At 71.7% G+C, this 20,815-nt stretch carries 19 protein-coding genes; 7 read left to right on the top strand and 12 right to left on the bottom strand.

The genetic code is table 11. The annotated features are described in order from the left end of the window. Position 1 precedes the first annotated feature (1 nt). Positions 2 to 748, top strand: coding sequence for a hypothetical protein (locus EXE46_RS00685; RefSeq protein ID WP_255509397.1), 747 nt, complete (start codon positions 2 to 4; stop codon positions 746 to 748). On the opposite strand, the gene EXE46_RS00680 is transcribed toward EXE46_RS00685, so the two are convergent. From EXE46_RS00680 to EXE46_RS00670, 3 genes are all read right to left on the bottom strand, one after another. Then, on the bottom strand, positions 743 to 2,626 hold the full coding sequence (locus EXE46_RS00680; protein ID WP_137686580.1) for a histidine kinase N-terminal 7TM domain-containing protein: 1,884 nt from the start codon (positions 2,624 to 2,626) through the stop codon (positions 743 to 745). The genes EXE46_RS00685 and EXE46_RS00680 overlap by 6 nt on opposite strands. Positions 2,627 to 2,725: 99 nt before the next feature. Beyond that, positions 2,726 to 4,147, bottom strand: coding sequence for an MFS transporter (locus EXE46_RS00675; RefSeq protein WP_137686579.1), 1,422 nt, complete (start codon positions 4,145 to 4,147; stop codon positions 2,726 to 2,728). A gap of 73 nt (positions 4,148 to 4,220) precedes the next feature. Continuing rightward, positions 4,221 to 4,814 carry a hypothetical protein gene (locus EXE46_RS00670; RefSeq protein ID WP_137686578.1) on the bottom strand — a complete coding sequence of 198 codons (594 nt, stop codon included), beginning with the start codon at positions 4,812 to 4,814 and terminating at the stop codon, positions 4,221 to 4,223. 107 nt (positions 4,815 to 4,921) lie between these two features. Here EXE46_RS00670 and mdh point away from each other — a divergent pair, with 107 nt between their 5' ends. The 5 genes from mdh to EXE46_RS00645 all read left to right on the top strand — a co-directional run bounded on the left by mdh (position 4,922) and on the right by EXE46_RS00645 (position 8,383). Next, positions 4,922 to 5,836, top strand: coding sequence for a malate dehydrogenase (mdh, locus tag EXE46_RS00665; protein WP_137686577.1), 915 nt, complete (start codon positions 4,922 to 4,924; stop codon positions 5,834 to 5,836). Between the two features lie 109 nt (positions 5,837 to 5,945). Then, a complete protein-coding gene (locus EXE46_RS00660; protein WP_137686576.1) occupies positions 5,946 to 6,134 on the top strand; it encodes a hypothetical protein in 189 nt (62 codons plus the stop codon). Positions 6,135 to 6,147: 13 nt separating this feature from the next. Then, positions 6,148 to 6,717 carry a 2'-5' RNA ligase family protein gene (locus EXE46_RS00655; RefSeq protein ID WP_137686575.1) on the top strand — a complete coding sequence of 190 codons (570 nt, stop codon included), beginning with the start codon at positions 6,148 to 6,150 and terminating at the stop codon, positions 6,715 to 6,717. A gap of 98 nt (positions 6,718 to 6,815) precedes the next feature. Further along, complete coding sequence (hisB, locus tag EXE46_RS00650; RefSeq protein ID WP_137686574.1) at positions 6,816 to 7,412, top strand: imidazoleglycerol-phosphate dehydratase HisB; 597 nt, start codon at positions 6,816 to 6,818, stop codon at positions 7,410 to 7,412. Positions 7,413 to 7,492: 80 nt separating this feature from the next. Continuing rightward, positions 7,493 to 8,383, top strand: coding sequence for a YkgJ family cysteine cluster protein (locus EXE46_RS00645; protein ID WP_137686573.1), 891 nt, complete (start codon positions 7,493 to 7,495; stop codon positions 8,381 to 8,383). A 14-nt stretch (positions 8,384 to 8,397) separates the two neighbouring features. On the opposite strand, the gene EXE46_RS00640 is transcribed toward EXE46_RS00645, so the two are convergent. From EXE46_RS00640 to larE, 6 genes are all read right to left on the bottom strand, one after another. After that, positions 8,398 to 9,564 carry a Brp/Blh family beta-carotene 15,15'-dioxygenase gene (locus EXE46_RS00640; RefSeq protein ID WP_137686572.1) on the bottom strand — a complete coding sequence of 389 codons (1,167 nt, stop codon included), beginning with the start codon at positions 9,562 to 9,564 and terminating at the stop codon, positions 8,398 to 8,400. Beyond that, the gene (locus tag EXE46_RS00635; RefSeq protein ID WP_137686571.1) at positions 9,557 to 10,396 is read right to left on the bottom strand and encodes a lycopene cyclase domain-containing protein; all 840 of its coding nucleotides are present in this window, start codon (positions 10,394 to 10,396) and stop codon (positions 9,557 to 9,559) included. The genes EXE46_RS00640 and EXE46_RS00635 overlap by 8 nt, the downstream gene beginning before the upstream one ends. A 133-nt stretch (positions 10,397 to 10,529) precedes the next feature. After that, entirely contained in the window at positions 10,530 to 11,180 is a 651-nt protein-coding gene (gene serB, locus EXE46_RS00630) for a phosphoserine phosphatase SerB (RefSeq protein WP_137686570.1), read from the bottom strand. A gap of 74 nt (positions 11,181 to 11,254) precedes the next feature. After that, on the bottom strand, positions 11,255 to 11,443 hold the full coding sequence (locus EXE46_RS00625; protein ID WP_137686569.1) for a hypothetical protein: 189 nt from the start codon (positions 11,441 to 11,443) through the stop codon (positions 11,255 to 11,257). An 85-nt stretch (positions 11,444 to 11,528) separates the two neighbouring features. Next, a complete protein-coding gene (locus EXE46_RS00620; RefSeq protein WP_137686568.1) occupies positions 11,529 to 11,732 on the bottom strand; it encodes a hypothetical protein in 204 nt (67 codons plus the stop codon). A gap of 111 nt (positions 11,733 to 11,843) precedes the next feature. Beyond that, positions 11,844 to 12,812, bottom strand: a complete 969-nt coding sequence (gene larE, locus EXE46_RS00615) for an ATP-dependent sacrificial sulfur transferase LarE (protein WP_137686567.1) — start codon at positions 12,810 to 12,812, stop codon at positions 11,844 to 11,846. Positions 12,813 to 12,945: 133 nt separating this feature from the next. On the opposite strand from larE, the gene EXE46_RS00610 reads away from it, so the two are divergent. After that, complete coding sequence (locus tag EXE46_RS00610; protein ID WP_137686566.1) at positions 12,946 to 14,982, top strand: helix-hairpin-helix domain-containing protein; 2,037 nt, start codon at positions 12,946 to 12,948, stop codon at positions 14,980 to 14,982. Between the two features lie 18 nt (positions 14,983 to 15,000). Here EXE46_RS00610 and EXE46_RS00605 read toward each other — a convergent pair whose 3' ends face one another. The 3 genes from EXE46_RS00605 to EXE46_RS00595 all read right to left on the bottom strand — a co-directional run bounded on the left by EXE46_RS00605 (position 15,001) and on the right by EXE46_RS00595 (position 20,799). Beyond that, the gene (locus tag EXE46_RS00605) at positions 15,001 to 15,381 is read right to left on the bottom strand and encodes a RidA family protein (protein WP_121597134.1); all 381 of its coding nucleotides are present in this window, start codon (positions 15,379 to 15,381) and stop codon (positions 15,001 to 15,003) included. 140 nt (positions 15,382 to 15,521) lie between these two features. Continuing rightward, on the bottom strand, positions 15,522 to 18,473 hold the full coding sequence (gene uvrA / locus EXE46_RS00600; protein WP_137686565.1) for an excinuclease ABC subunit UvrA: 2,952 nt from the start codon (positions 18,471 to 18,473) through the stop codon (positions 15,522 to 15,524). A gap of 97 nt (positions 18,474 to 18,570) precedes the next feature. Beyond that, positions 18,571 to 20,799, bottom strand: coding sequence for a twin-arginine translocase subunit TatC (locus EXE46_RS00595; RefSeq protein ID WP_137686564.1), 2,229 nt, complete (start codon positions 20,797 to 20,799; stop codon positions 18,571 to 18,573). Between the last annotated feature and the right edge of the window lie 16 nt (positions 20,800 to 20,815).

The raw sequence follows: 20,815 nt of genomic DNA, 5'->3' as shown, positions 1-20,815 counted from the left end.
ATTGCCTAGAGAAACGTGCCCAGGATGCGGAAAATCGTTCAAGCGGGTCGGTAGTCACTGGGCACGCGGAAGCTGTTACTATCCCGAAATACCCACGTACCTTCGCGAAATCCTCATCGGCTGTCTCATGGGTGACGGATCCGTCCCGAAGACGAACGACGGATCCCACGGCCTGTTCCGGCTTCCGATGGTTAACAAGCAATTCTTGGAGTGGTTCGACCACGAGATGGGGATACTGAGTACTGGTGTCACTCTAAAAAAGACGGCAGCGGAACTGGCCCGTAACAACCGTGAATCGGGGTTCAGTCCGAACGCGAGGGCTGAGAATTACCACGATATGTACACCGTCATATCGCGATCCCACCCGTTCATGCGGTCGCTTCGTCGATGGTACCGATCTGGCGAAAAACGGTTCCCAGAGACTCTCTCGCTGACACCCCGGATCGCGAAGATGTGGTACGTCTGTGACGGATTTCTCGATGTTCAAGAATACGGCGAGCCCAGGGCATCGATACGGATACGAAACCGAGACGATCGTCAGGATTTCCTTTTAAACCTATTTGAGGAGGTTGGCCTCTCTCCGTCGTACGGCCGCGAAACGATCCGTTTCGGGGTCGAAGAGACCCGGTCGTTCCTCGACTGGATGGGTAGCCCACCGCCCGGCTTCGAGTACAAGTGGGTACTCGATTCGCGAGAGCGCTACGATCGCCTGAAGGCACAGGCGTACGGCGAAGCGCGCGCCTTATAAATCGTCCACGACCGGGATCGACACCGTCACCCGCGTCCCCCGCGGCTCGCGGTCCCCGTAGGCCACGTCCGCGCCGACCGCGGCGGCGCCCCACGCGACGACCCACAGCCCCAGCCCCGAGCCGTGTTCGAGGGCGGTCTCCCGGCCCGACTCGACCGCGTCGACCTCGTGGTCCGGGATGCCGGGGCCGTCGTCCTCGACGGTGAGAACGTATCGGGCGTCGGCGTCGTCGCCCGTCTCGCTGTCCGCGCCGCGCCCCTCGTCTGCCCCCTCCTCCCGGCGGAGCGACGCCTGAATCCACGTCCCGCCGTCCTCGCGCTTGACCCCCTCGCCGTCGTGGTGGTCGACGGCGTTCTCGACGGTGTTCTCGACGACCGCGCGGAGCGCGTCCGACCTGACGAGCGTGGTCCAGTCGGCGCCCGCCCCCTCGACGGCGGTTTCGACGACAGCGTCCGGGTCGCGCTCGCGGGCGTCGGCGACGACCGCGTTCAGAAGCTCCCGAATGTCCGTCGGCGCGGGGTCGCTCGCTTCGAGGAGCCGCTCGACCGTGCCCGCCTTCTCGCCGAGCGCGGCCAGCGCGCCCGCTCGGCGTTCGATGGCGTCCGCCATCCGGACCTGCTCGGGGTCGTCCAGCTGCTCGGCGAGGAGCTCCCCGTACCCGTGGACGACGCCGGCGTCGTTGCGGAGGTTGTGGCGGAGGATGCGGTTGAGCACCTCCAGCTGCTGGCGCCGGCGCTCGCGCTCGGTCACGTCCGAGAGGACGACGGTGTACCCGACGTGGGTGCCGTTCGGGTCGGTCAACCGAGAGATCGACACCGCGTACGTGCGGCGACCGGCGCCAGCGGCCGCGTCGATCTCGACCGTCTCGCGGGAGCCGTCGGGGCCGATCCCGTCGGGCTCGGTTCCGTCCGGCTCGGGCTCGTCCGGCTCAATTCCCTCGGTTCGGTCGGATTCGCCGCCGTCCGGTTCCTCTTCGGGCTCGTCGCCGACCCGGACCGGGAGGTCCAGGAACTCGGCGAGCGGGCGGTCGCGGGCGGTCTCGGCGTCGACGCCGAGGATCGTCTCGGCCGCGGGGTTGAGCCTGACGACGCGGCGGTCGAGCGCGAGCGCGACGATCGGGTCCCGGAGGTCGTCGATCGCCGTGCGCTCGGCGGCGCGGCTGGTCGTCGGGTTGCGGTCGAACATCTCCGCGCGGTCGAACGCGTACGCGTCGAGCAGGACGTGCGGAACGAACATGATCGGCGCGAGCTGGAGCTGCGGGACCGGGCCGATCTGGAGGGCCCACGCGACGAGGGCGAACCCCGGCGGCAGCGAGCTGAGCGCGACCGCGGCGCTCTCGCGGCGGTAGAGGGGGCCGTAGCTGAGCAGGGTGTCGACGAGCAGGAAGACGGCGCTGGCGACGAGGACGGTCTCGGCGGCGACGGTCAGGTACGCCCAGGGTCCGAACGCGTACGAGACGGTCTCGACGCCGAAGACGGGGTCGCGGACGAGGTCGGTCCAGAACGCGCCGTGGAGGGGGTTCGTGGCGACGAGCGCCGACGAGAGCAGCCCGAACGCGACGATCGTCCCGAACAGGCGGCTCCGGACGACGTCGCTCCGGCCGGTGTACTCCAGGGCGAAGCCGAGGAAGGCGATCCCCGTCCAGATCACGCCGAGCCACGCCGTCGCCTCCAGCGCGGCGCGGACGGCCGGGTCCGAGACGAGCAGCCCGGTCCCGTAGGAGAGGCACCACGTCGCCTGCGCGGCGAACACCCCGAGGAACCAGTCGACGCCGGGGCGACCGCGGTGTTCGCGGATCGCCCACGCGAGCGCGAGCGCCCCCGCCCCGCCGGCGAGCGAACCGACGGCGGGCCACGCCGGGACGGGGTCGAGGGCCATGCGTGGGGTACGACGGCGACTGGCGGCGTAAAACTGTCGTGCGGCGGCGGATCGCCTTCGGCGCCCGATCTCGGACTCCCTTACGGGGCTCGGCCCCTCTCACCGGGCTCGGCGACCGAACGCGACCGCCACGGGCGCGAGCAGCAGCGCGCCCGCGAGGAACGGCGACGCGACCGCGACGGTGTACAGCACCGCCATCAGCGGCGGGCCGACGGTCCGCCCGAGGCTCGACGCCCCCTGCGTCACGCCGAAGGCGGCCCCCTGCGCCGCGTCGTCCGCCGAGGCGGAGACGAGCGTCGCCAGCGAGACGTTGACGAGGGCGTTGCCGAGCGACAGCGCCGCGAGCGCGGCGAGCAGCGCGACCAGCGGGAGCGTGAGCCACTCCGGTCCCCCGAGGGCGACGTCGCCGACCCTCCGGTCGACCACCCCGGTGGCGGGGAGCGCGACGAGGGCGGCCGCGAGGACGACCGATCCGGCGGCGACGAGCGTCCGCGAGGGGACGAGCCGGGAGAGCCGCCCGACCACGACGCCTTGGTTCACCGCGCCGAGGACCCCGACGTAGGTGAGAAGCAGCGCCGCGGCGGTCGCGTCGTAGCCGAACGCGTCCGCCACGTACGGGATGAACATCACCTGAACGCCCGCGAACGCGACCGCCACGACGAAGTACGCGACCGTGAGGGGCCGGAGCGTCGCGGAGGCGAGCGCGTCGCGGAACTGGCCGACGAGGGTCGTCCGTCGGGGCGGACCCCCCTCGGTCTCCGCCGCCGGTCGCGTCCGGTTCGGCTCCTCCAAGAGGAGGAAGCCGACGGCGACGGCGAGGAAGCTCATCCCCGCGGCCGCGAAGCTCGGCAGCGAGTACGCCGTCGCCGGGACGAACGACGGGAGGAGCGCGTCGGCGCGGGCGACCACGGGATCGGCGGCGAGGAGCCCGCCGATCGCCGGTCCGAAGACGAACCCGAGCGCGAACGACGCGCCGACGAGTCCGAGCGCCCCCGCGCGCCGGTCCCGGGGCGTGATGTCGGCGACGTACGCCTGCGCGGCGGCGATGTTCCCGCCCATGGCTCCCGCGAGCGCCCGGGACGCGAACAGCACGACGAGCGCGGCGACGGGACCGAACCGCGCCCCCGCCGTCCCGGCGTAGCCGAAGGTCACCCACGCGATGCCGGCGGCCGCGAGGGACGCGAGCAGGACGGGACGGCGCCCGATCCGGTCGGAGAGCCGGCCGAGGGTCGGGGCGGCGAGGAACTGCGCGAGCGAGTACGACGCCGCGAGCAGCCCGATGAAGGCGTCGCTGACGCCGAACGAGCGCACGTAGAAGGGGAGTATCGGGATCACGATCCCGAAGCCGACGAGGTCGATGAACACGACGCCGATCACGACCGCGAGCGCGCGCCGGGGGTTCGCGACGGCCGGAGGGCGGTCGGAGCCGTTTTCGTCGTCGACAGCGTCTGGATCGGCGGCATCGGCGACGTCGTCGAGGTCGCCCCCGCTCGGCGCCGCGCCGGCTTCCGGGTGTGTCACGGTGGCGAGAGGTCGCGCGGGGACTTAAGCGAGCGGCGTCGTCGCGAGTCGAGCGGGCGACCGTGAGGCGGGCTCAGATGTGCCGTTCGATGACGCGTTTCGCGGCCTGCCCCTTCTCCTTCCAGCCGTACCCCTCGTCGTACACGTGGCGCTTGGCGTCGACGAGCTCCTCGGGCGTCGACTCCTCGAAGCCGCCGCGGTCCCACGCGCCCGAGTTCCGGAGCCACTCGGCGACGTTCTCGCGGGTCTCGGGCCACGAGAGCCCGACCATCTCGTACCACGCCACCATCGCGAAGACGGCGTTGTCGTGGCAGCCGGGGACCGAGCCGTGCTCGTAGACGGTGCGCATCGGCTCGCGGGTGGGCTCGGAGACGCGCTCTTTGAACTCCGCGGCGGTGAGCAGGCGGAGGCGGTCGCCGTCCTCGACGACGCGCTGGTCGCGGCGGAGCGCGCCGAGCGCGGCCTTGTGGAGCCCGCCCCAGTCGGCGGGGACCGCGTCCCGCAGCGCCGCCTCCGAGAGGCCGTCGGGCTCCGCGGACAGCACCGCGAGGAGGTCCGTGTACGCCTTCTCGACGGTCGGCCAGCTCACGCCCTCGAACTCGCAGTCGGCGTCGTGAAGGCTGTTCGTCGTCCGACAGCCGGGACACGGGTAGCGGAACGTCGGCACGAGACGTCGGTTCGACGCCGCGGGAGTTAGGGGTTTCGCGACGGCGCTCGCGGGCGTTGGGGGGTTCCGAAACGTTTACTCGCCGTCCGGTCGCGGATCAAGACGGTATGACAAAGGTCAGCGTTATCGGTGCGGCGGGGACCGTCGGAGCCGCGGCCGGCTACAACCTCGCGCTGCGCGACGTGGTCGACGAGCTCGTCTTCGTCGACATCCCGGACCAGCGCGAGACGACGATCGGGCAGGCGGCCGACGCGAACCACGGCGTCGCCTACGACTCGAACACGACCGTCCGGCAGGGCGAGTACGAGGACACCGCCGGCTCGGACGTCGTCGTCATCACGGCCGGCATCCCGCGCAAGGAGGGGCAGACCCGGATCGATCTGGCCGGCGACAACGCGCCGATCATGGAGGACATCGGCGCCTCCATCGCCGAGCACAACGACGACTTCGTCACCGTCACCACCTCGAACCCGGTCGACCTGCTCAACCGCCACCTCTACGAGGCGGGCGACCGCGACCGCCACAAGGTGGTCGGCTTCGGCGGGCGGCTCGACTCCGCGCGCTTCCGCTACGTCCTCTCCGAGCGCTTCGACGCGCCCGTCAAGAACGTCGAGGCGACGATCCTCGGCGAGCACGGCGACGCGCAGGCGCCCGTCTTCTCGAAGGTGCGCGTCGACGGCCGCGACCCGTCGTTCGACGCCGACGAGAAGGAGGAGATCCTCGCGGACCTCCAGGAGTCCGCGATGGACGTCATCAGCCGGAAGGGCGCCACGCAGTGGGGCCCGGCGACGGGCGTCGCCCACACCGTCGAGGCCATCCTCAACGACACCGGCGAGGTGCTCCCCTGCTCGGTCGTGCTCGACGGCGAGTACGGCTACGACGACACCGCGCTCGGCGTGCCCGCGAAGCTGGGTTCGAACGGCGTCGAGGAGGTCGTCGAGTGGGACCTCGACGAGTACGAGTCGGAACTGCTCGACGAGGCCGCGGAGAAGCTCTCCGAGCAGTACGAGAAGATCGCGTAACGGACGCGTTTGCGGCCGGTCGGCCGAAGCCGGTCGAGGGGCCGGCGCCGACCCCTCGGCTCCGCCCGTCACCATCGTCTTTTTACCGCTGCCGCCCGCCCGTTGGGGCATGAACCGCGCCGAGATCGACACCGACGACCTCCTGAAGCTCGTGTTACTGCTCGTCATCGCGTGGCTTCTGCTGGAGATCGTCGGGACCGTCCTCGACATCGCCTTCTGGCTCCTCGACGCGCTCCCGACGCTGATCGGGATCGCGCTCGTCGTCGTCATCGCCTTACACCTCGCCGATCGGATCTGAGCCGGCCGTCGTCGTGTTCAGCCTCAACGCGCCGCTCCCGCCCGCAGTCGGTCGGCTCGCGACCGATCTCCACCCGAAACTGGCGGGGTTCGACACGGTTCGCGAGCGCCACACCCTCGTCTGTAAGCGGTTCGGCGTCGCGGACGTGCGGGACGGCGAGCGCGGGAGGACCGAGACCGAGGGAGGCGATCGGGACGTTCCGCCCCGACAGGCGGCGCTCGACCGCCTGCGCGAGCGCCTCCGCCGACCCCTCGCCGGAACCGACCCCTTCGAGGTCGCGGTGACCGGAGTCGACGTCTTCGACGCGCCGCGGTCGGGGTCGCGGCCGGTCGTGTATCTCGCAGTCGAGAGCGACGGACTCGTTCGCCTCCACCGGCGGCTCTGCGCGGCGTTCGGCGCGATCGAGGGGATCGAGGGCGAGGAGTACGTCCCGCACGTGACGCTGGCGCGGGGCGGGAACCCCGAACCGGGCGGGGTCGCCGACCTCGTCGACGCCGAGCTCGACCCGGTCCGGTGGCGCGTCCACGCGCTCGACGTGTGGGACCCGGAGTACCGGGAGGTCGCCGCGAGCGTCGATTTATAAATAGCTACCCCCGGAGCGTTCGAGACGCCCGACCGCGGAGCGGTCGAGATCGTCTCCACACCCGCAACCGACTTACGAATCCCCCGCGACGGGCCGGTATGAGCGAGCACGAACGGACTGCGGCCGTCACCCGCGAGACGAGCGAGACGACGATCGAACTCACCCTCGCGGTCGACGGCGACGGCGACAGCGAGGTCGACACGGGGGTCGGCTTCTACGACCACATGCTGGCGTCGTTCGCCAAACACGGGCTCTTCGACCTCACGGTCCGCTGTGACGGCGACCTCGACATCGACGACCACCACACCGTCGAGGACGTGGCGATCTGTCTCGGCGAGGCGTTCGACGAGGCGCTCGGCGACAAGCGCGGCATCCGGCGGTACGCCGACCGCCGCGTCCCCCTCGACGAGGCGGTCGCGAGCGTCGTCGTCGACGTGGCCGGCCGCCCCTACTACGAGTTCTCCGGCGAGTTCTCGCAGGAGTCGGTCGGCGAGTTCACGAGCGTCATGGCCGACCACTTCGCATTGTCGTTAGCCCACAACGCCGGCTTGACGCTCCACGCAGCGGTCGAGACCGGCGACAACGCCCACCACGAGGTGGAGGCGCTGTTCAAGGCGCTGGCGCGCGCGCTCGACGGCGCCACCCGCCTCGATGAGCGGCGGAGCGACACGCCGAGCACGAAGGGCGAGCTCTGAGACGGGGGCGACGGCCCGCCCTCCGTCGAACTCCACTCACGCCGATCGCTTATCACCGAGCGAACCGTTAGCACGGGCGTATGGAGCTCGACTGCGAGGGCTGTGCCGGCTGCTGCGTCGACTGGCGGCCGCTCGACCCGGACGCCGCCGGCTCCGACCGGACCGGCTCCCGCCCGCCGCTCGACGATGTCTACGCTCTCGCGCCGCTCACCCGCGACGAGGTCGCCCGGTTCGTCGACGACGGTCTCGGCGACGCCCTGGTCCCCCGGCTGTTCGAGCCGGCGGAGCGCGACGACAGCGTCCGGATCGACGGCGTCGACCTCGCCGCGGTCGACGACCGGCCCGTCTTCGTCGTCGGCCTCCGGAAGCCCCCCAAGCCCGTCGCACCGATCGGCACCGACGAGCCGCGCTGGCTCGGCGCGTGCGCGTTCCTCGACCCGACGACGCTCCAGTGCCGGATTCACGACACCGACCGCTACCCGCGCACCTGCGCGACGTACCCCGGCCACAACCTCGAACTCGGCGCCGAGACGGAGTGCGAGCGCGTCGCGGCGGCCGGCGGCGGCGAGCGCCTCCTCGACGACGCGCCCCCGGCGGACCTCCCGGCGCCCGCGTTCGGTCCGCAGGCGCTCGGCGCGACCGTCTTCGCCTACCCCGACCCCGACGAGCTCGACGGGGTCGTCGCCCGACTCCGCGACGGCGAGGAGACTCCGGACGACCGCGCGCGCTTCGCCGGCGCCGCCGTCGGTTCCCGGCCCGGGTCGCTGTCGGTCGCTCGCGACCGCATGGCCGACGCGAGGGCGGCCGCCCGCGACGCCGACTCGTGGGTCGGGACCGCGGTCCGCGAGTGGACGGACCGTGCGGGCGACGACGGTGACTTCGTCGGCCTCGACGCCGACGCGCGCGACCGACTCGTCCGCGACGTGGAGGACGACGCCGGCGCGCCGGGCACGCCCGGTTGGGGAGACTGAGGGCCTCGCTCCCCTCAGTCGCCGCTCGGCCGTCGGCCGCCCGGCCGCCACACCGCCTGCCGCCGGTCCAGCCACGCGACGACGGCGACGTGCGGCAGGGTCATGGCGGCGATGGCGACCAGCGACACGGCCAGCACATCGCCGGGCGCGGCGACGCCCGCGGGCACGGCCACGCCCACCGCGCCCACGACGAGGAACCCGCCGAGCGTGAGCGGCGCGGCGTCGCGGGCGAACCGCGCCAGCGCCCCGACCGCGTCGCCGGCGGACGCCGCGCTCGCGGCCGCGGGGTCGACGAGGACGAGCCGCCCGACGTGCCGGAGCGCGTGCCACAGCGCGAAGTACACCCCGATCGCGAACACGGGCGCCGCGAGCAGGAACCACGCCCACAGCACCGCCAGCTCACCGACGTCGCGGCGCCACCCTCCCGCGTCGCGCCCGCTGCGAGCGCCGCCGCGGACTCGCCGATAGCCAAGCCCCACCGACGCCAACGTCGCGGCCGCCATCCCGACGCCGACGCCGAGTCGGACCCCCGGCGTGAACAGGGGGTCGACCGCCGTCGCGGCCGCTCCCGGATCGACGAGGAACAGCCCGACGATCCACTCCGCGACGAGGCGGTACTCCTCCGGATGCGCGAGGAGCGGGACGCCCATCGGAAGGCCCCCGCGGACGACGAGCGCCAGCCAGCGCTCCGCCGACGTGGGCAAGTGGTCGACGCCGGCGATCGCGAGCGTCGCCACGTCGCCCTGCCCCCAGTGGAGCCACGTGAGCGCGATGAACCCGACGAACGCGGCGACGGGCGCGAGGAAGAACGCGGCGACGACCGCGGCGCCGAGGATCGCGTAGGCGACCGAGACGACCGCGATCGACCGCCGGAGCGACACGCCCGGCGCGGCTCGAAGGGGGACGAGGTGGTCGACCGCGCCGTGCGCCATCCCGACGACGAGCGTGCCGAGCGCGAACGTCGCGACGCCGAGTTCGACCGGAAACAGGGGGGTCACGGCGCCGACCGGGAGCAGGGCCGCGAGCGCCAGCGCCGGGCGCCGCGCGAACCAGCGGTCGACTCGCTCGGCGGCGGCGTCCGCGTCTCCGCCGGTATCTCCCGATCCTTCACCGGCGTCGCGCTCGTGCGCCCCCGTGAGACGGGGAGCGGCCGACGCCCCCGTCGGCGACGCCTCAGTCATCGACCACGTCGGGGTCCGGGTCGGTCGGCGGCTCCGGTCCGGGCACGTCGGGGTCCGACGCCTCCGACCCGCCACCGGCGACCGGCTCCGCGACCGCCCGGCGGCGGTCGTTCCAGTCGAGCACCCACTCGAACAGCACGAGCCCGTTCACCGTCATCACCCCGGCCGAGGCGAAGAACAGCATCTCCTCGACCGGGAGCCCGAGGACCGCGATCCCGGTCGTCAGCTCGGGGGAGAGATACCAGGTGCCCATCCCGATCGCGATCCGGTCCGCGACCCAGAAGTACGCGGCCGGGAGGAACGTCGCCGCGAGCCACGTCCGCGGCGTCCGGACGAGGTATCCGCCGCCCACCCCCCACTGGAGTGCGAGGACGGGGCCGACCCACGCGATCAGCCCGCCGAGATAGAGGTACGACGGGTCGAGCGACGCGAGCCCCAATCCGATCGGCACCATCGCGAGGCCGACGACGACCCCCGCGGCCCGCGGCGCGCGGTCGAAGTCCCCCTCGCGGAACGTCGGGTCGAACCCGATCAGGTGGAGCGCGAACGCGGTGACGACGGTCTGAACGGTGAAGAAGAGGTACTCGCCGAGGGGGATCGACAGCGCCCGGACGAGCACCGCGCCGTCGGCGTACCCCCACGCCCCCCGGCGGATCATGTAGCTGATCCACGGCGTCGTGTAGAGGTACGCGATCGCGACGAGGATCGCGATGCCGGCGGTCGCCCGCCGCCGGCGCGTCGGCTCGTATCGGGGGGCGAGGTACCACAGAAGCGCCACGATGGGGAGGCTGAAGACGAGGTGAAACTGGAGATACGTCAGCGTCGGCAGCATCGGACCACCCCAGCGAAGACGCTCATACGACGGCGTTCGGTTCGTCGCTGATTAACGTTTGAGCCAAACATGGTCAGGTATCGGGAACCGTCGCGAGCGCGTCGCGCCTCCCCGCGGCTGCCCCGTCCCGCGCTCACTCGCCGTCCGCGAGCACGCCGTGCGCCTCCAGCACCTTTCCGAGCCGGTACATGGAGGCGACGACGGCGTCGCAGACCGGCCGCACCGCGGACTTGGGGACGAAACCGACCGCGAGCCCGGCGACCTCCAGCATCGGCAGGTCGTTTGCGCCGTCGCCGACCGCCACCGTCTCCGCCATCGGCACGTCGACCTCGGCCGCGAGGTCGGCGAGCGCGTCGTCCTTCGTCCCCTCGATCAGCGGTCCCTCGGCCTCGCCGGTGAGCGCCCCGTCCGGTCCGGTCGGCAGCCGGTTGGCGACGATCGTGTCGACCGAGACCCCCTCCCGGGCGAGCGCCGCCTCGACCCCGCGCTCGAACCCGCCCGTGAGCACGGCGACGTGGTGGCCCTCGTCGCGCAAGCGCTCGATGAGGCGCGCGGCGCCGGGGCGGATCCGGACCGCGTCGAACGCGTCCTCGACGTCCGCCGCGGAGAGGCCTTCCAGCAGCTCCGCGCGCTGATAGAGGCTCTCGGCGTAGCCGATCTCGTCGTTCATCGCTCGCTCGGTGATCTCGGCGACCTCGTCGGTGACGCCCGCCCGCTCCGCGAGCAGGACCGTCATCTCGGAGTCGGAGAGCGTCCCGTCGAAGTCGAACGCGATGAGGCTCATGGCGTTCGTTCGTCGCGGCGGGGCCTTGAAGCGCGCGGTCGGAGGCGAGCGCTACCGCCGAGCGGACCGCCCGTTCACAGCCGCTCGCCGCGGTACTCGAAGTAGGTGACCTCCTCGGCGCACCAGGAACAGCCGCACTCGCTGTAGTAGCCGCTCCGCCCGGTGAGCCGGTCGGGGTGGGTGATCTCGATGCCGCGCTGGAACCGCTCCGCCAGCTCGTGGTAGCGGTCACACTCCACCCAGAACGCCGCCGCAGCGACCATCGCCGGTAGCTACGCGGGACCGGTATTTCAACGTTACTCCGATATCGGGTGGTTCGGTGCCGCTGTCTCCCCTCTCCCGTCCCGGTCACTCGCCGTCCGCGTCGGCGAGGAACTCCACGTCGCCGGCGATGACCGCGCTCGCGATGACGCCGACGCCCACGAGCGTCGCGACCCCGAGGGTGGTCAGCGTCACGGAGAGCGCGGACCCGCCGACTGCGACGCCGACGAACGCCCCGACGGAGCCCCCGACGCCGCCGGCGATCACCGCTAGCGCCTGTGCCTCCCGCATAGGTGTCGGTTCAGTAACACGGGTTATAAGCGTTCCCGCCGGGTTCTCTCGGGTGATAACGCCGACTGCGTCCGCGACCGACGGCGGTCCGAACTCGGTCCGCTCGCGCCCTCAGCGCGGGTACTGCCGTCCGAGGTCGACGCCGCCGTCCGATGACTCACCGTTCGACGACTCGCCGTCCTCGGACGCCCTGTCCGCGTCGCTCGGGCCGCCGCCGTCCGCGGTCTCCCCCTCGCCGCCCGGACTCACGCTCCCGGTCCGGTACCCGGCCATGTCGAGGGTGACGTACTCGAAGCCGAGGTCGGTGAGGTGTTCGTGGACGGCGTCGGCGAAGGCCGGATCGAGCGCGCGCTCCAGCTCGTCGGGGGCGATCTCGACCCGCGCGAGGCCGTCGTGGTCGCGCACGCGGAACCCCTCGAACCCCCACTCGCGGAGCACCCGCTCCGCCTTCTCGACGCGGGTCAGTCGCTCCTCGGTCACTTCCAGCCCGGTCGGGATCCGGGAGGAGAGACACGCCATCGAGGGTTTGTCGGCCACGGAGAGGTCGTAGGCGTCGGCGATCGCTCGGACCTCTTCCTTCGCGATCCCCGCATCGAGCAGCGGCGAGAACACGTCGAGCTCCTCGACCGCGCGGAGCCCCGGGCGGTGTCCCTCGCCCGGGTCGTCGGCGTTCGTCCCGTCGCAGACGGTGTCGATCCCCAGCTCCCTCGCCGTCTCGTACATCCTCCCGAGCCGCATCGTGCGGCAGTGGTAACACCGGTCGCCGTCGTTGGCGACGAAGTTCGGGTCGTCGAGTTCGGAGAAGGTCACGGTCTCGTGGCGGACCCCGATCTCGTCGGCCACCCGTTCCGCGTCGTCGAGCTCCGCCGCCGGGAGCGTCTCGCTGCGGGCGGTACACGCCACGGCGTCGTCGCCGAGCGCGTCCCGCGCCAGCGCCGCGACGACCGCGGAGTCGACGCCGCCCGAGAACGCGACGAGGACGCCGTCGCGCTCGCCGAGCGCGTCGCGCGCCTTCGCCGCCTTCGCCGCCGTCTCGGGGGTGAGCGACCCGTCGCCGACGGTTCGCGCGTTCCGGCTCATGGCCGGCGTTAGCGGCGGGCGCGAAAAAGGGCGTCGCACGCGGAACCGATCGCGTCGGCCGTCGCTCGGCCCGCCGCCGCGCCGCGGGAGCGACCCGCACGCTTTAGACCGTTGCCGCGATACCGGCCGGTAGATGGAGCTGGAGGCGATCCCCGGCGTCGGCGCCAAGACGGCCGCGGCCCTGCGCGAGCTCGACGACCCGGCCGCGACCGTCGAGTCCGGCGACGTGGCCGCCATCGCCCGCGCACCGGGCGTGAACGAGGCCCGCGCGGCCCGCATCGCTCGCGGCGCGATCCGGCGCCGCCACGACGACGACGGGCGCGTGCTGGCCACCGACCGCGCCCGCGAACTGTACCGGGAGGCGATCGACCTGCTGCGCGAGCGCACCGTCACCGACTACGCGGCGAAGCGGCTGGAGACGTTCTACCCGAGCGCGTCCGCCTCGCGGATCGCGGAGGCGCAGGCGTTCGCCGCCGAGGCGACGGAGCGCGACCCCGACCCCGCCGTCCGCGAGGCGCTCGCCGACTGCGCGCCCCTGTCGGACCCGCCGACCGTCCGCGTCCGGGACCGGTGTCTGGCGACCGCCGACGCCGAGACGCTCGCGCGCGCCGAGGCCGAGGTGCCCGAACTCTCGGTCGAAACGGTCGAGGACGCCCGCGACGTCTCCGAGCTCGGCCGGTCGTACGCGTCGGTGATCGTCTTGGACGAGTCGTTCGCCGGCCTCGACGTGGAGGGCGACGTGAGCGTGCGGCCGGACGCCCTCGAAACGCCGGCCGAGACGGTGCCCGAGCGCCTGCTCGCCTTCTTCGCCGAGAACCGCGAGCGGCTGGAGGCGGCCGCGGCGGTCCACGAGGCGGCCGCGGCGGCCGGCGACCCCGTCTCCGGCGCCGACGGCGGCGCCGATCCCCCCGTCGAGATCGACCGCCTGCGCGACGCGCTCTCGCGGCTCGACGACGACGGGACCATCGCCGGCGACGCCGAGCTGGACCGGCTGACGGCCGCCGTCGACGACCTCGACGCCGCGGTGTCGACGGCGGCGTCGGTCGCCGACGACCGCCTGCGCGAGGCGATCCGCGAGCGCGACGTCACCATCGAGGGAACCGACTTCCTCTCCCTCGTCGAGCAGGGCGCCCGCGTCGACTCCCTCTTGGACCGCGAGCTCGCCGACGAGTACGACGCGGCGGTCGACGCCGCCCGCGAGCACCTTGCCGACGCGCTTCGCCTGAAACCCGAGGAGGCGGAGCTCGCCGAGCGCGTCTTCGGCGGCGACCCCTCGTTCCCCGTCGACCACGACGAGAGCGCCGTCTCGCGGCTCCGGACCGAGCTCTCGGCGGCCCGCGACCGGCGCGCCGCGAAGCTGAAGGCCGACCTCGCGAGCGACCTCGGCGACCTCCGCGAGCCGGTCGAGGCGCTGGTGCGCGACGCCTTAGAGCTCGACGTCGAGCTGGCGATCGCGCGGTTCGCCCGGGACTTCGACTGCGTCATGCCGGAGGTCGTCGACCCCGCCGCCGACACCGGCGACGGCGGCTCGCCCGGCTTCCGCATCGAGGGCGGCCGCTCCCCGCTGCTCGACGTCGACTTCGCCGACGCCGAGCCCGTCGACTACGCCGTCTCGGGCGCGACGCTGCTGTCCGGCGTCAACTCCGGCGGGAAGACCTCCACGCTCGATCTGGTCGCCCTCGTCGTCGTGCTCGCGCAGATGGGGATGCCCGCCCCCGCCGAGTCGGCCACGGTCGAGCGGTTCGAGGAGATCCACTACTACGCCAAGTCGCAGGGCACCCTCGACGCGGGCGCGTTCGAGGCGACGCTCCGCGACTTCGGCGACCTCGTCGACGGCGCGGACGGCCGGCTCGTCTTGGTCGACGAGCTGGAGTCGATCACCGAACCGGGCGCCTCCGCGAAGATCATCGCGGGCATCCTGGAGGCGCTCGACGACCAGGACGCCACCGCCGTCTTCGTCTCGCACCTCGCCCGCGAGATCCGCGACGCCGCCGACTTCGACGTCGCGGTCGACGGTATCGAGGCCGAGGGGCTCGTCGACGGCGAGCTCCGGGTGAACCGCTCGCCGAAGAAGGGCCACCTCGCGCGGTCGACGCCGGAGCTCATCGTCGAGAAGCTCGCCGACGACCGCGGCGGCGAGTTCTACGGCGACCTGCTGGAGAAGTTCTGAGCGCGGAACCGTTCTGCCTCAGTCGCCGTCGAGCTCCGCGGTGACCGTGATTTCCACGTCGAGCGGGGCGGGGAGCCGGGACACCTCGACGCAGGTCCGCGCCGGATACGGCTCCGAGAGAAACGACCGGTACGCCTCGTTCACCGCGTCGTAGTCGTCCATATCAGTGAGGTAGACGGTCGCCGACACGATCGCGTCCGGCGTCGTTCCGGCCGCCTCAAGGATCGCGGCGACGTTTTCGAGCGTCTGCGTCGTCTGTTCGGCGACCGACTCGGGGGCCTCGCCCGTGTCGGGGTCCACGCCCGTCTTCCCGGAGACGTGGACCGTGTCGCCGGAGACGATCCCCTGTGAGTACGGACCGAGGGCCTCCGGCACGTCGTCCGTCGTGATCTCTCGCATCGCTCGGAGCGACGACGCGCCGCGGTATCAAGCTGCGGGTCGCAGGGGTCGACCCGGCCGAATCTCCGCCGGCCGACGGGAGGCGGGCCGACTCGGAGCCGACCGCGCCGGTCCGCCTCGGCGGCCGCTTCGCTTCCGCCTCAGTCGTCGTCGGCGATCGCGGGCTTTCGGCGGTCGTCGCGGGGGCCGTCGAGGTCGACCTTCGGGAGCATGTCACGGAGGTAGCGCCCGGTGTGGGAGGCGTCCTCGCGGGCGATCTCCTCGGGGGTGCCGCTGGCGACCAACTCGCCGCCGCCGTCGCCGCCCTCGGGGCCGAGATCGATCACGTGATCCGCGTTCTTCACGAGGTCGAGCTCGTGTTCGATGACGACGACCGTGTTGCCGGCGTCGACGAGCCGGTGGAGCACGTCGATCAGCTTGCGCTCGTCGGCCTTGTGGAGCCCCGTCGTCGGCTCGTCGAGGAGGTACAGCGTGTCGCCGGTCGCGCGCTTGCCCAGTTCCTCGGCGAGCTTCACGCGCTGGGCCTCGCCGCCGGAGAGGGTGGTCGAGGGCTGGCCGAGCTCCATGTAGCCGAGGCCGACGTCTCGCAGCAGCTTGAGGCGGCGCTCCAGCCCGCGGTGGCTCTCGAAGAACTCGTGGGCCTCCTCCACGCTCATGTCGAGCACGTCGGCGATCGTCTTCCCCTTGTACTCCACGTCGAGCGTCTCGTCGTTGTAGCGGGCGCCGCCGCACTCCTCGCAGGGGACGTACACGTCGGAGAGGAAGTTCATCTCGATCTTCACGGTGCCCTGCCCGCCGCACTCCTCGCAGCGGCCGCCCTTCACGTTGAACGAGAAGCGCCCCTTCTCGTAGCCGCGGCGCTTCGAGAGCTTCGTCTCCGCGAACAGCTCGCGGACGTGGTCGAACACGTCGGTGTACGTGGCGGGGTTCGAGCGCGGCGTCCGCCCGATCGGCGACTGGTCGATGAGCCGGACCGTCTCGATCCCGTCGAGCCCCTCGATCGCGTCGTGTGCGCCGGGGTCGACCGAGGTGTTGTCGTTCATCTCGCGGGCGAGCCCCTTGTAGAGGATGTCGTTGACGAGCGTCGACTTCCCGGAGCCGGAGACCCCCGTCACCGTCGTCAGTGTGCCGAGCGGGATCGGCACGTCCAGGTCCTTCAGGTTGTGCTGGCGGGCGCCGCGCACGACGAGCTCGCCGTCGGCCTCGCGGCGCTCGTCGGGCACCGGAATCGACTTTCGGCCCGCGAGGTAGTCGGCCGTCACCGACTCGTCGGTCTCGACCACGTCGTCGAAGTCGCCCTGCGCGACGACCTCGCCGCCGCGCTTGCCGGGGCCGGGCCCCATGTCGATGATCTCGTCGGCGCGGCGCATCGTCTCCTCGTCGTGCTCGACGACGAGGAGGGTGTTGCCGAGGTCGCGGAGCCCCTCCAGCGTGTCGAGCAGGCGGTCGTTGTCGCGCTGGTGGAGCCCGATCGAGGGCTCGTCGAGTACGTACAGCACGCCCACCAGTCCCGATCCGACCTGCGTCGCGAGCCGGATGCGCTGGCTCTCGCCGCCCGACAGCGTCGAGGCCTCGCGGTCGAGCGTGAGGTACTCCAGGCCGACCTCCTCCATGAAGCCGAGCCGCGCCCGGATCTCCTTTAAGATCTCCTCGGCGATGGTCGTCTCGCGCTCGTTCAGCTCGTCTTCCATTCCCTCGAAGTGCGCGCGGGCCTCGGCGATGGACAGCTCGTTCACGTCCGTGATCGACGTGCCCGCGACGAGGACGTGCCGCGACTGCTCTTTCAGGCGGGTGCCCTCGCACTCGGGGCAGGTCGTCACGGCCATGTACTCCTCGATGTGGTCGCGGGCGCGCTCGGAGTCGGTCTCGACGTGGCGACGCTCTAGGTTCGGGATGACCCCCTCGAACCGCTCGGTCTTCTCGCGGGTGCCGTTCTTCGTCGTCCACTCGAAGTGGACCATCTCGTCGGTGCCGTAGAGGAACTGCCGGCGGATCTCCTCGTCGAGCTCCTCGAACGGCGCGTCGAGGTCGACGCCGAAGTGGTCTGCGACGTTGTCGAGCTGGCGCGAGTAGTAGGTGCGGTCGTAGCTCCACGGCTCGAACACGTGTTTCAGCGGCTTCGAGGGGTCCTCGACCACGAGCTCCTCGTCGACCTCCTTCGTCGAGCCGATCCCCTCGCACTCGGGACAGGCGCCGTAGGGGCTGTTGAAGGAGAACGAGCGCGTCTCGATCGCGGAGAACTGGACGGCGGAGTTGGGGTTGCCGAGCTCCTCGGAGAACTCGACGACGAGGCGGTCGTCGCCGTCGGCGTCGGCCGCGAGCGACCCCGTCGAGCGCGCGTTCGACGCGAACGGCACGTCCGCCGGCGGGTCGGGGACGATCAGCTTGAGGACGCCGCCGGCCTCCTCCAGCGCGGTCTCGACGGAGTCGGTGATCCGCGAGCGCGCGTCGGGCGAGACGGTGACGCGGTCGACGACCACGTCGATCGTGTGGTCGTAGTTCTCGTCGAGGTCCGGGTCGTCGAGGGTCAGATCGACCGGCTCGCCGTCGACCTCGACGCGGCTGTACCCGTCCGAGACCAGCTCCTCGAACAGCTCCTCGAAGGCGCCTTTCTGGTCGCGGACGACCGGGGCGGCGATCTTCGCGCGGGTGTCCTCCGGGAGGTCGAGGATCTGTTTCACCATGTCCTGTGCGGACTGCTCGCCGACCTCCTCGCCGGTGACCGGGTCGTACTGGGTGCCGATCCGGGCGTACAGCAGCCGGAGGTAGTCGTGGAGCTCCGTGACGGTCCCCACCGTCGATCGGGGGTTGTTCGCGGCGTTCTTCTGGTCGATGGAGATCGCCGGCGAGAGCCCCTCGACGGACTCCACCTGCGGTTTGTCCATCTGCCCGAGGAAGTTGCGGGCGTACGCCGACAGCGACTCGATGTAGCGGCGCTGCCCCTCGGCGTAGACGGTGTCGAACGCGAGCGACGACTTGCCCGAGCCGGAGAGCCCGGTGACGACGGTGAACTCCTCGCGCGGAATCCGGACGTCGAGGTCCTTGAGGTTGTGTTCCTCGGCGCCGCGGACCTCGATGTAGTCCTTGCTCATTTCTACTCCGCCATTGCGGGCGCGCGCGGGAATAGTCGTCGGTCGCGGGGGTGGGGGGCCGCGCGTCACCGAGACCGGCCGTGCGACGCCGGGCGGCTCAGCGCGTCACGAACTCCGCGGGCGGCGAGAGGTCTCGCCGGCCGCCGAGGGTGACGACGAAGAGGACGCCGATCCCGAGCCCGTACGCCAGCATCAGCGGGATCGTCGCGAGGAACATCGTGATCACGTCGGCGGGCGTGAACACGGCGGCGATCAGCATGATCCCGATCGTCACCTCGCGCCAGCGCTCGCGGAACACGCGGTAGGGGACGCCCGCGTTGTTCAACAGCACCATCGCGATCGGGATGTCGGCGAGGAAGCCGATCCCGATCGTCGTGTAGATGACGAGCCAGAGGAAGTCGCTCACCTGATACGTGATCACCATGTCGGCGAGGCGCGCGTCGGTGACGAGCCAGCCGATGATGCCGGGCGCGATGTAGGCGTAGCCGAGCGCGAAGCCGCCGATCATGCCGGCGCCGAGCGCGCCCGCCCACAGGTACACCTGATAGATCCGCCCGGCGACGAAGCCGCGCTCGCGGAGCGCGGGCCACGCGTAGTAGAGGACCACGGGGAGCGCGGCGAAGATCCCGAGCAGCACCGAGAACTTCACCATGAAGATCAGCGCCTCGACCGGGTGGAGCGTGATGATGTTGATCCCGCCCTCGATTTCCGCGGGCACGCGCCGTTCGAGGTCGCCGCGGACGGTGCCGAGGCCGCCGAGGTACAGCCACGTGAACGCGGCCGCCATCACGACGCCGAACACCGCGACGATCCGGAACGACCGCGTGCGCAGCGAGTCGAAGATGAACTTGAGGTCCTTGTAGTAGCCGCCGATGTCGTCCTCGGCGCCCTCCTCGTCGCCGTCGGTCAGTTCGGCGAGGAACGTCGAACTCGCCCGCGAGGTCCGGTTCTGGACGGAGCCGACGAGGCCGCCCTCGCCACCGCCGCCCCCGCCTCCGGAGCCGGCGCCGCCGCCGCTCGCGTCGGCGCCCTCGTCCGTCTCCTCGTCGCTCCCCTCGTTCGCCTCGTCGTAGCGGTCGAGGATCGCCTGCGCCTTCTCCGGGTCGTCGTCGTCCATCGCGGCCTGCGCGAGCGCGAGCGACTCCCCCTCCTCCATCTCGGCGAACGCGTCGTCGGGCGCCGCGCGCACGCCCGCGGCGTCGAGCTCGCTCACGTCGATGGCGGTCGGGTCGCCGTACTGGTAGCCCGCGCTCGCCGTGTCGAGGTCGGTGTACACCGCCCACAGCGTCGCGACGGCGGCGAACGCGAGCGCCCACCCGGCGGCGTACACCGCGAGCGCGGTCGCGGGGTCGACGCCGAGCCCGGCGCCGGGTTCGAGGAAGCGCCGAGTGCTCCCCGCGAGCCGGAGGAGGTCGTTGAGCGCAGTTCGGCCGCCGTACTCGTAGAAGCCGTACACGAGCGCGCCGCCGAGGACGGTCGCGCCGCCGACGACGTTCCAGTGGTTCCGCACCGCGCCGAGCACGTCGATGCGGTCGGAGCTCCGCTTGGCCGTGACGACGAGCTTCGCGAGGTAGAGGCTGAAGCCGTACAGCGCGACCAGCGGGAACGCCCACAGGAGCTGGGTGAACGGGTCCGGCGGGGAGAAGACGGCGCCGAAGACGAAGATGGCCACGACCGCGTAGCGCCACTTGTCCCGGAACGTCTCGTACGGGACGATCTCGGCGTACGAGAGCCCGGTGATCACCATCGGCATCTGCCCGGCGAGCCCGAAGGAGAGCGAGAGGAAGACGATGAACTCCGTCCACATCACGATCCCGTAGGTGGGCTGGATGTCGGCTTCGAGCCCGAACTCCGCGAGGAAGCCGAACATCAGCGGGAAGAAGGCCAACACGCCGTAGGCGACGCCGGCGGAGAAGAGGCCGGCGGCGAGCAGGCCGAGCAGCGCGAGTTTCCACCGGGCGATCGGCGACCGCGGCCACATGCCGCGGGCGCGGAGCTCGTCGCGGGTGACGTAGATCAGCGGTGGGATCGCGGTGATCGCGCCCACGATCAACCCGATCTTCGCCTGGAGGAGGATCACCTCGAACGGCGTCGTCGCGATGATGTCCGCCTCCTCGGCGACCGCGGCGCTCATGTTGGACTCGGTCACCGCTCGGAGCCGGTCCCAGATGTACACGCGGAGCGCCCAGAACGTCCCGAGGAACCCGATGAGGAAGACGACGAACACCTTCTGGAGGTCCTTCTGGATCGACCGAAGGAACGCCTTCGCCGCCTCCTGGCCCTCCGCGATCGACTGTTGGGTGTCCTCGTCGAGGGCGCTCGCCATACGGTGAGCGAGGGCC

The organism is Halorubrum sp. GN11_10-6_MGM (genome assembly GCF_005435165.1).
GTDB lineage: Archaea > Halobacteriota > Halobacteria > Halobacteriales > Haloferacaceae > Halorubrum.
Note: the sequence above shows the minus strand (reverse complement) of the source record. Positions and strands in the feature narration are given on the sequence as shown.

Bases quoted from the DNA above. Each gene is read 5' to 3' on its own strand.
- EXE46_RS00680 (WP_137686580.1), bottom strand. From the start codon at position 2,626: ATGGCCCTCGACCCCGTCCCGGCGTGGCCCGCCGTCGGTTCGCTCGCC.
- mdh (WP_137686577.1), top strand. From the start codon at position 4,922: ATGACAAAGGTCAGCGTTATCGGTGCGGCGGGGACCGTCGGAGCCGCG.
- EXE46_RS00660 (WP_137686576.1), top strand. From the start codon at position 5,946: ATGAACCGCGCCGAGATCGACACCGACGACCTCCTGAAGCTCGTGTTA.
- hisB (WP_137686574.1), top strand. From the start codon at position 6,816: ATGAGCGAGCACGAACGGACTGCGGCCGTCACCCGCGAGACGAGCGAG.
- EXE46_RS00645 (WP_137686573.1), top strand. From the start codon at position 7,493: ATGGAGCTCGACTGCGAGGGCTGTGCCGGCTGCTGCGTCGACTGGCGG.
- EXE46_RS00640 (WP_137686572.1), bottom strand. From the start codon at position 9,564: ATGACTGAGGCGTCGCCGACGGGGGCGTCGGCCGCTCCCCGTCTCACG.
- EXE46_RS00635 (WP_137686571.1), bottom strand. From the start codon at position 10,396: ATGCTGCCGACGCTGACGTATCTCCAGTTTCACCTCGTCTTCAGCCTC.
- serB (WP_137686570.1), bottom strand. From the start codon at position 11,180: ATGAGCCTCATCGCGTTCGACTTCGACGGGACGCTCTCCGACTCCGAG.
- EXE46_RS00625 (WP_137686569.1), bottom strand. From the start codon at position 11,443: ATGGTCGCTGCGGCGGCGTTCTGGGTGGAGTGTGACCGCTACCACGAG.
- EXE46_RS00620 (WP_137686568.1), bottom strand. From the start codon at position 11,732: ATGCGGGAGGCACAGGCGCTAGCGGTGATCGCCGGCGGCGTCGGGGGC.
- larE (WP_137686567.1), bottom strand. From the start codon at position 12,812: ATGAGCCGGAACGCGCGAACCGTCGGCGACGGGTCGCTCACCCCCGAG.
- EXE46_RS00610 (WP_137686566.1), top strand. From the start codon at position 12,946: ATGGAGCTGGAGGCGATCCCCGGCGTCGGCGCCAAGACGGCCGCGGCC.
- EXE46_RS00605 (WP_121597134.1), bottom strand. From the start codon at position 15,381: ATGCGAGAGATCACGACGGACGACGTGCCGGAGGCCCTCGGTCCGTAC.
- uvrA (WP_137686565.1), bottom strand. From the start codon at position 18,473: ATGAGCAAGGACTACATCGAGGTCCGCGGCGCCGAGGAACACAACCTC.
- EXE46_RS00595 (WP_137686564.1), bottom strand. From the start codon at position 20,799: ATGGCGAGCGCCCTCGACGAGGACACCCAACAGTCGATCGCGGAGGGC.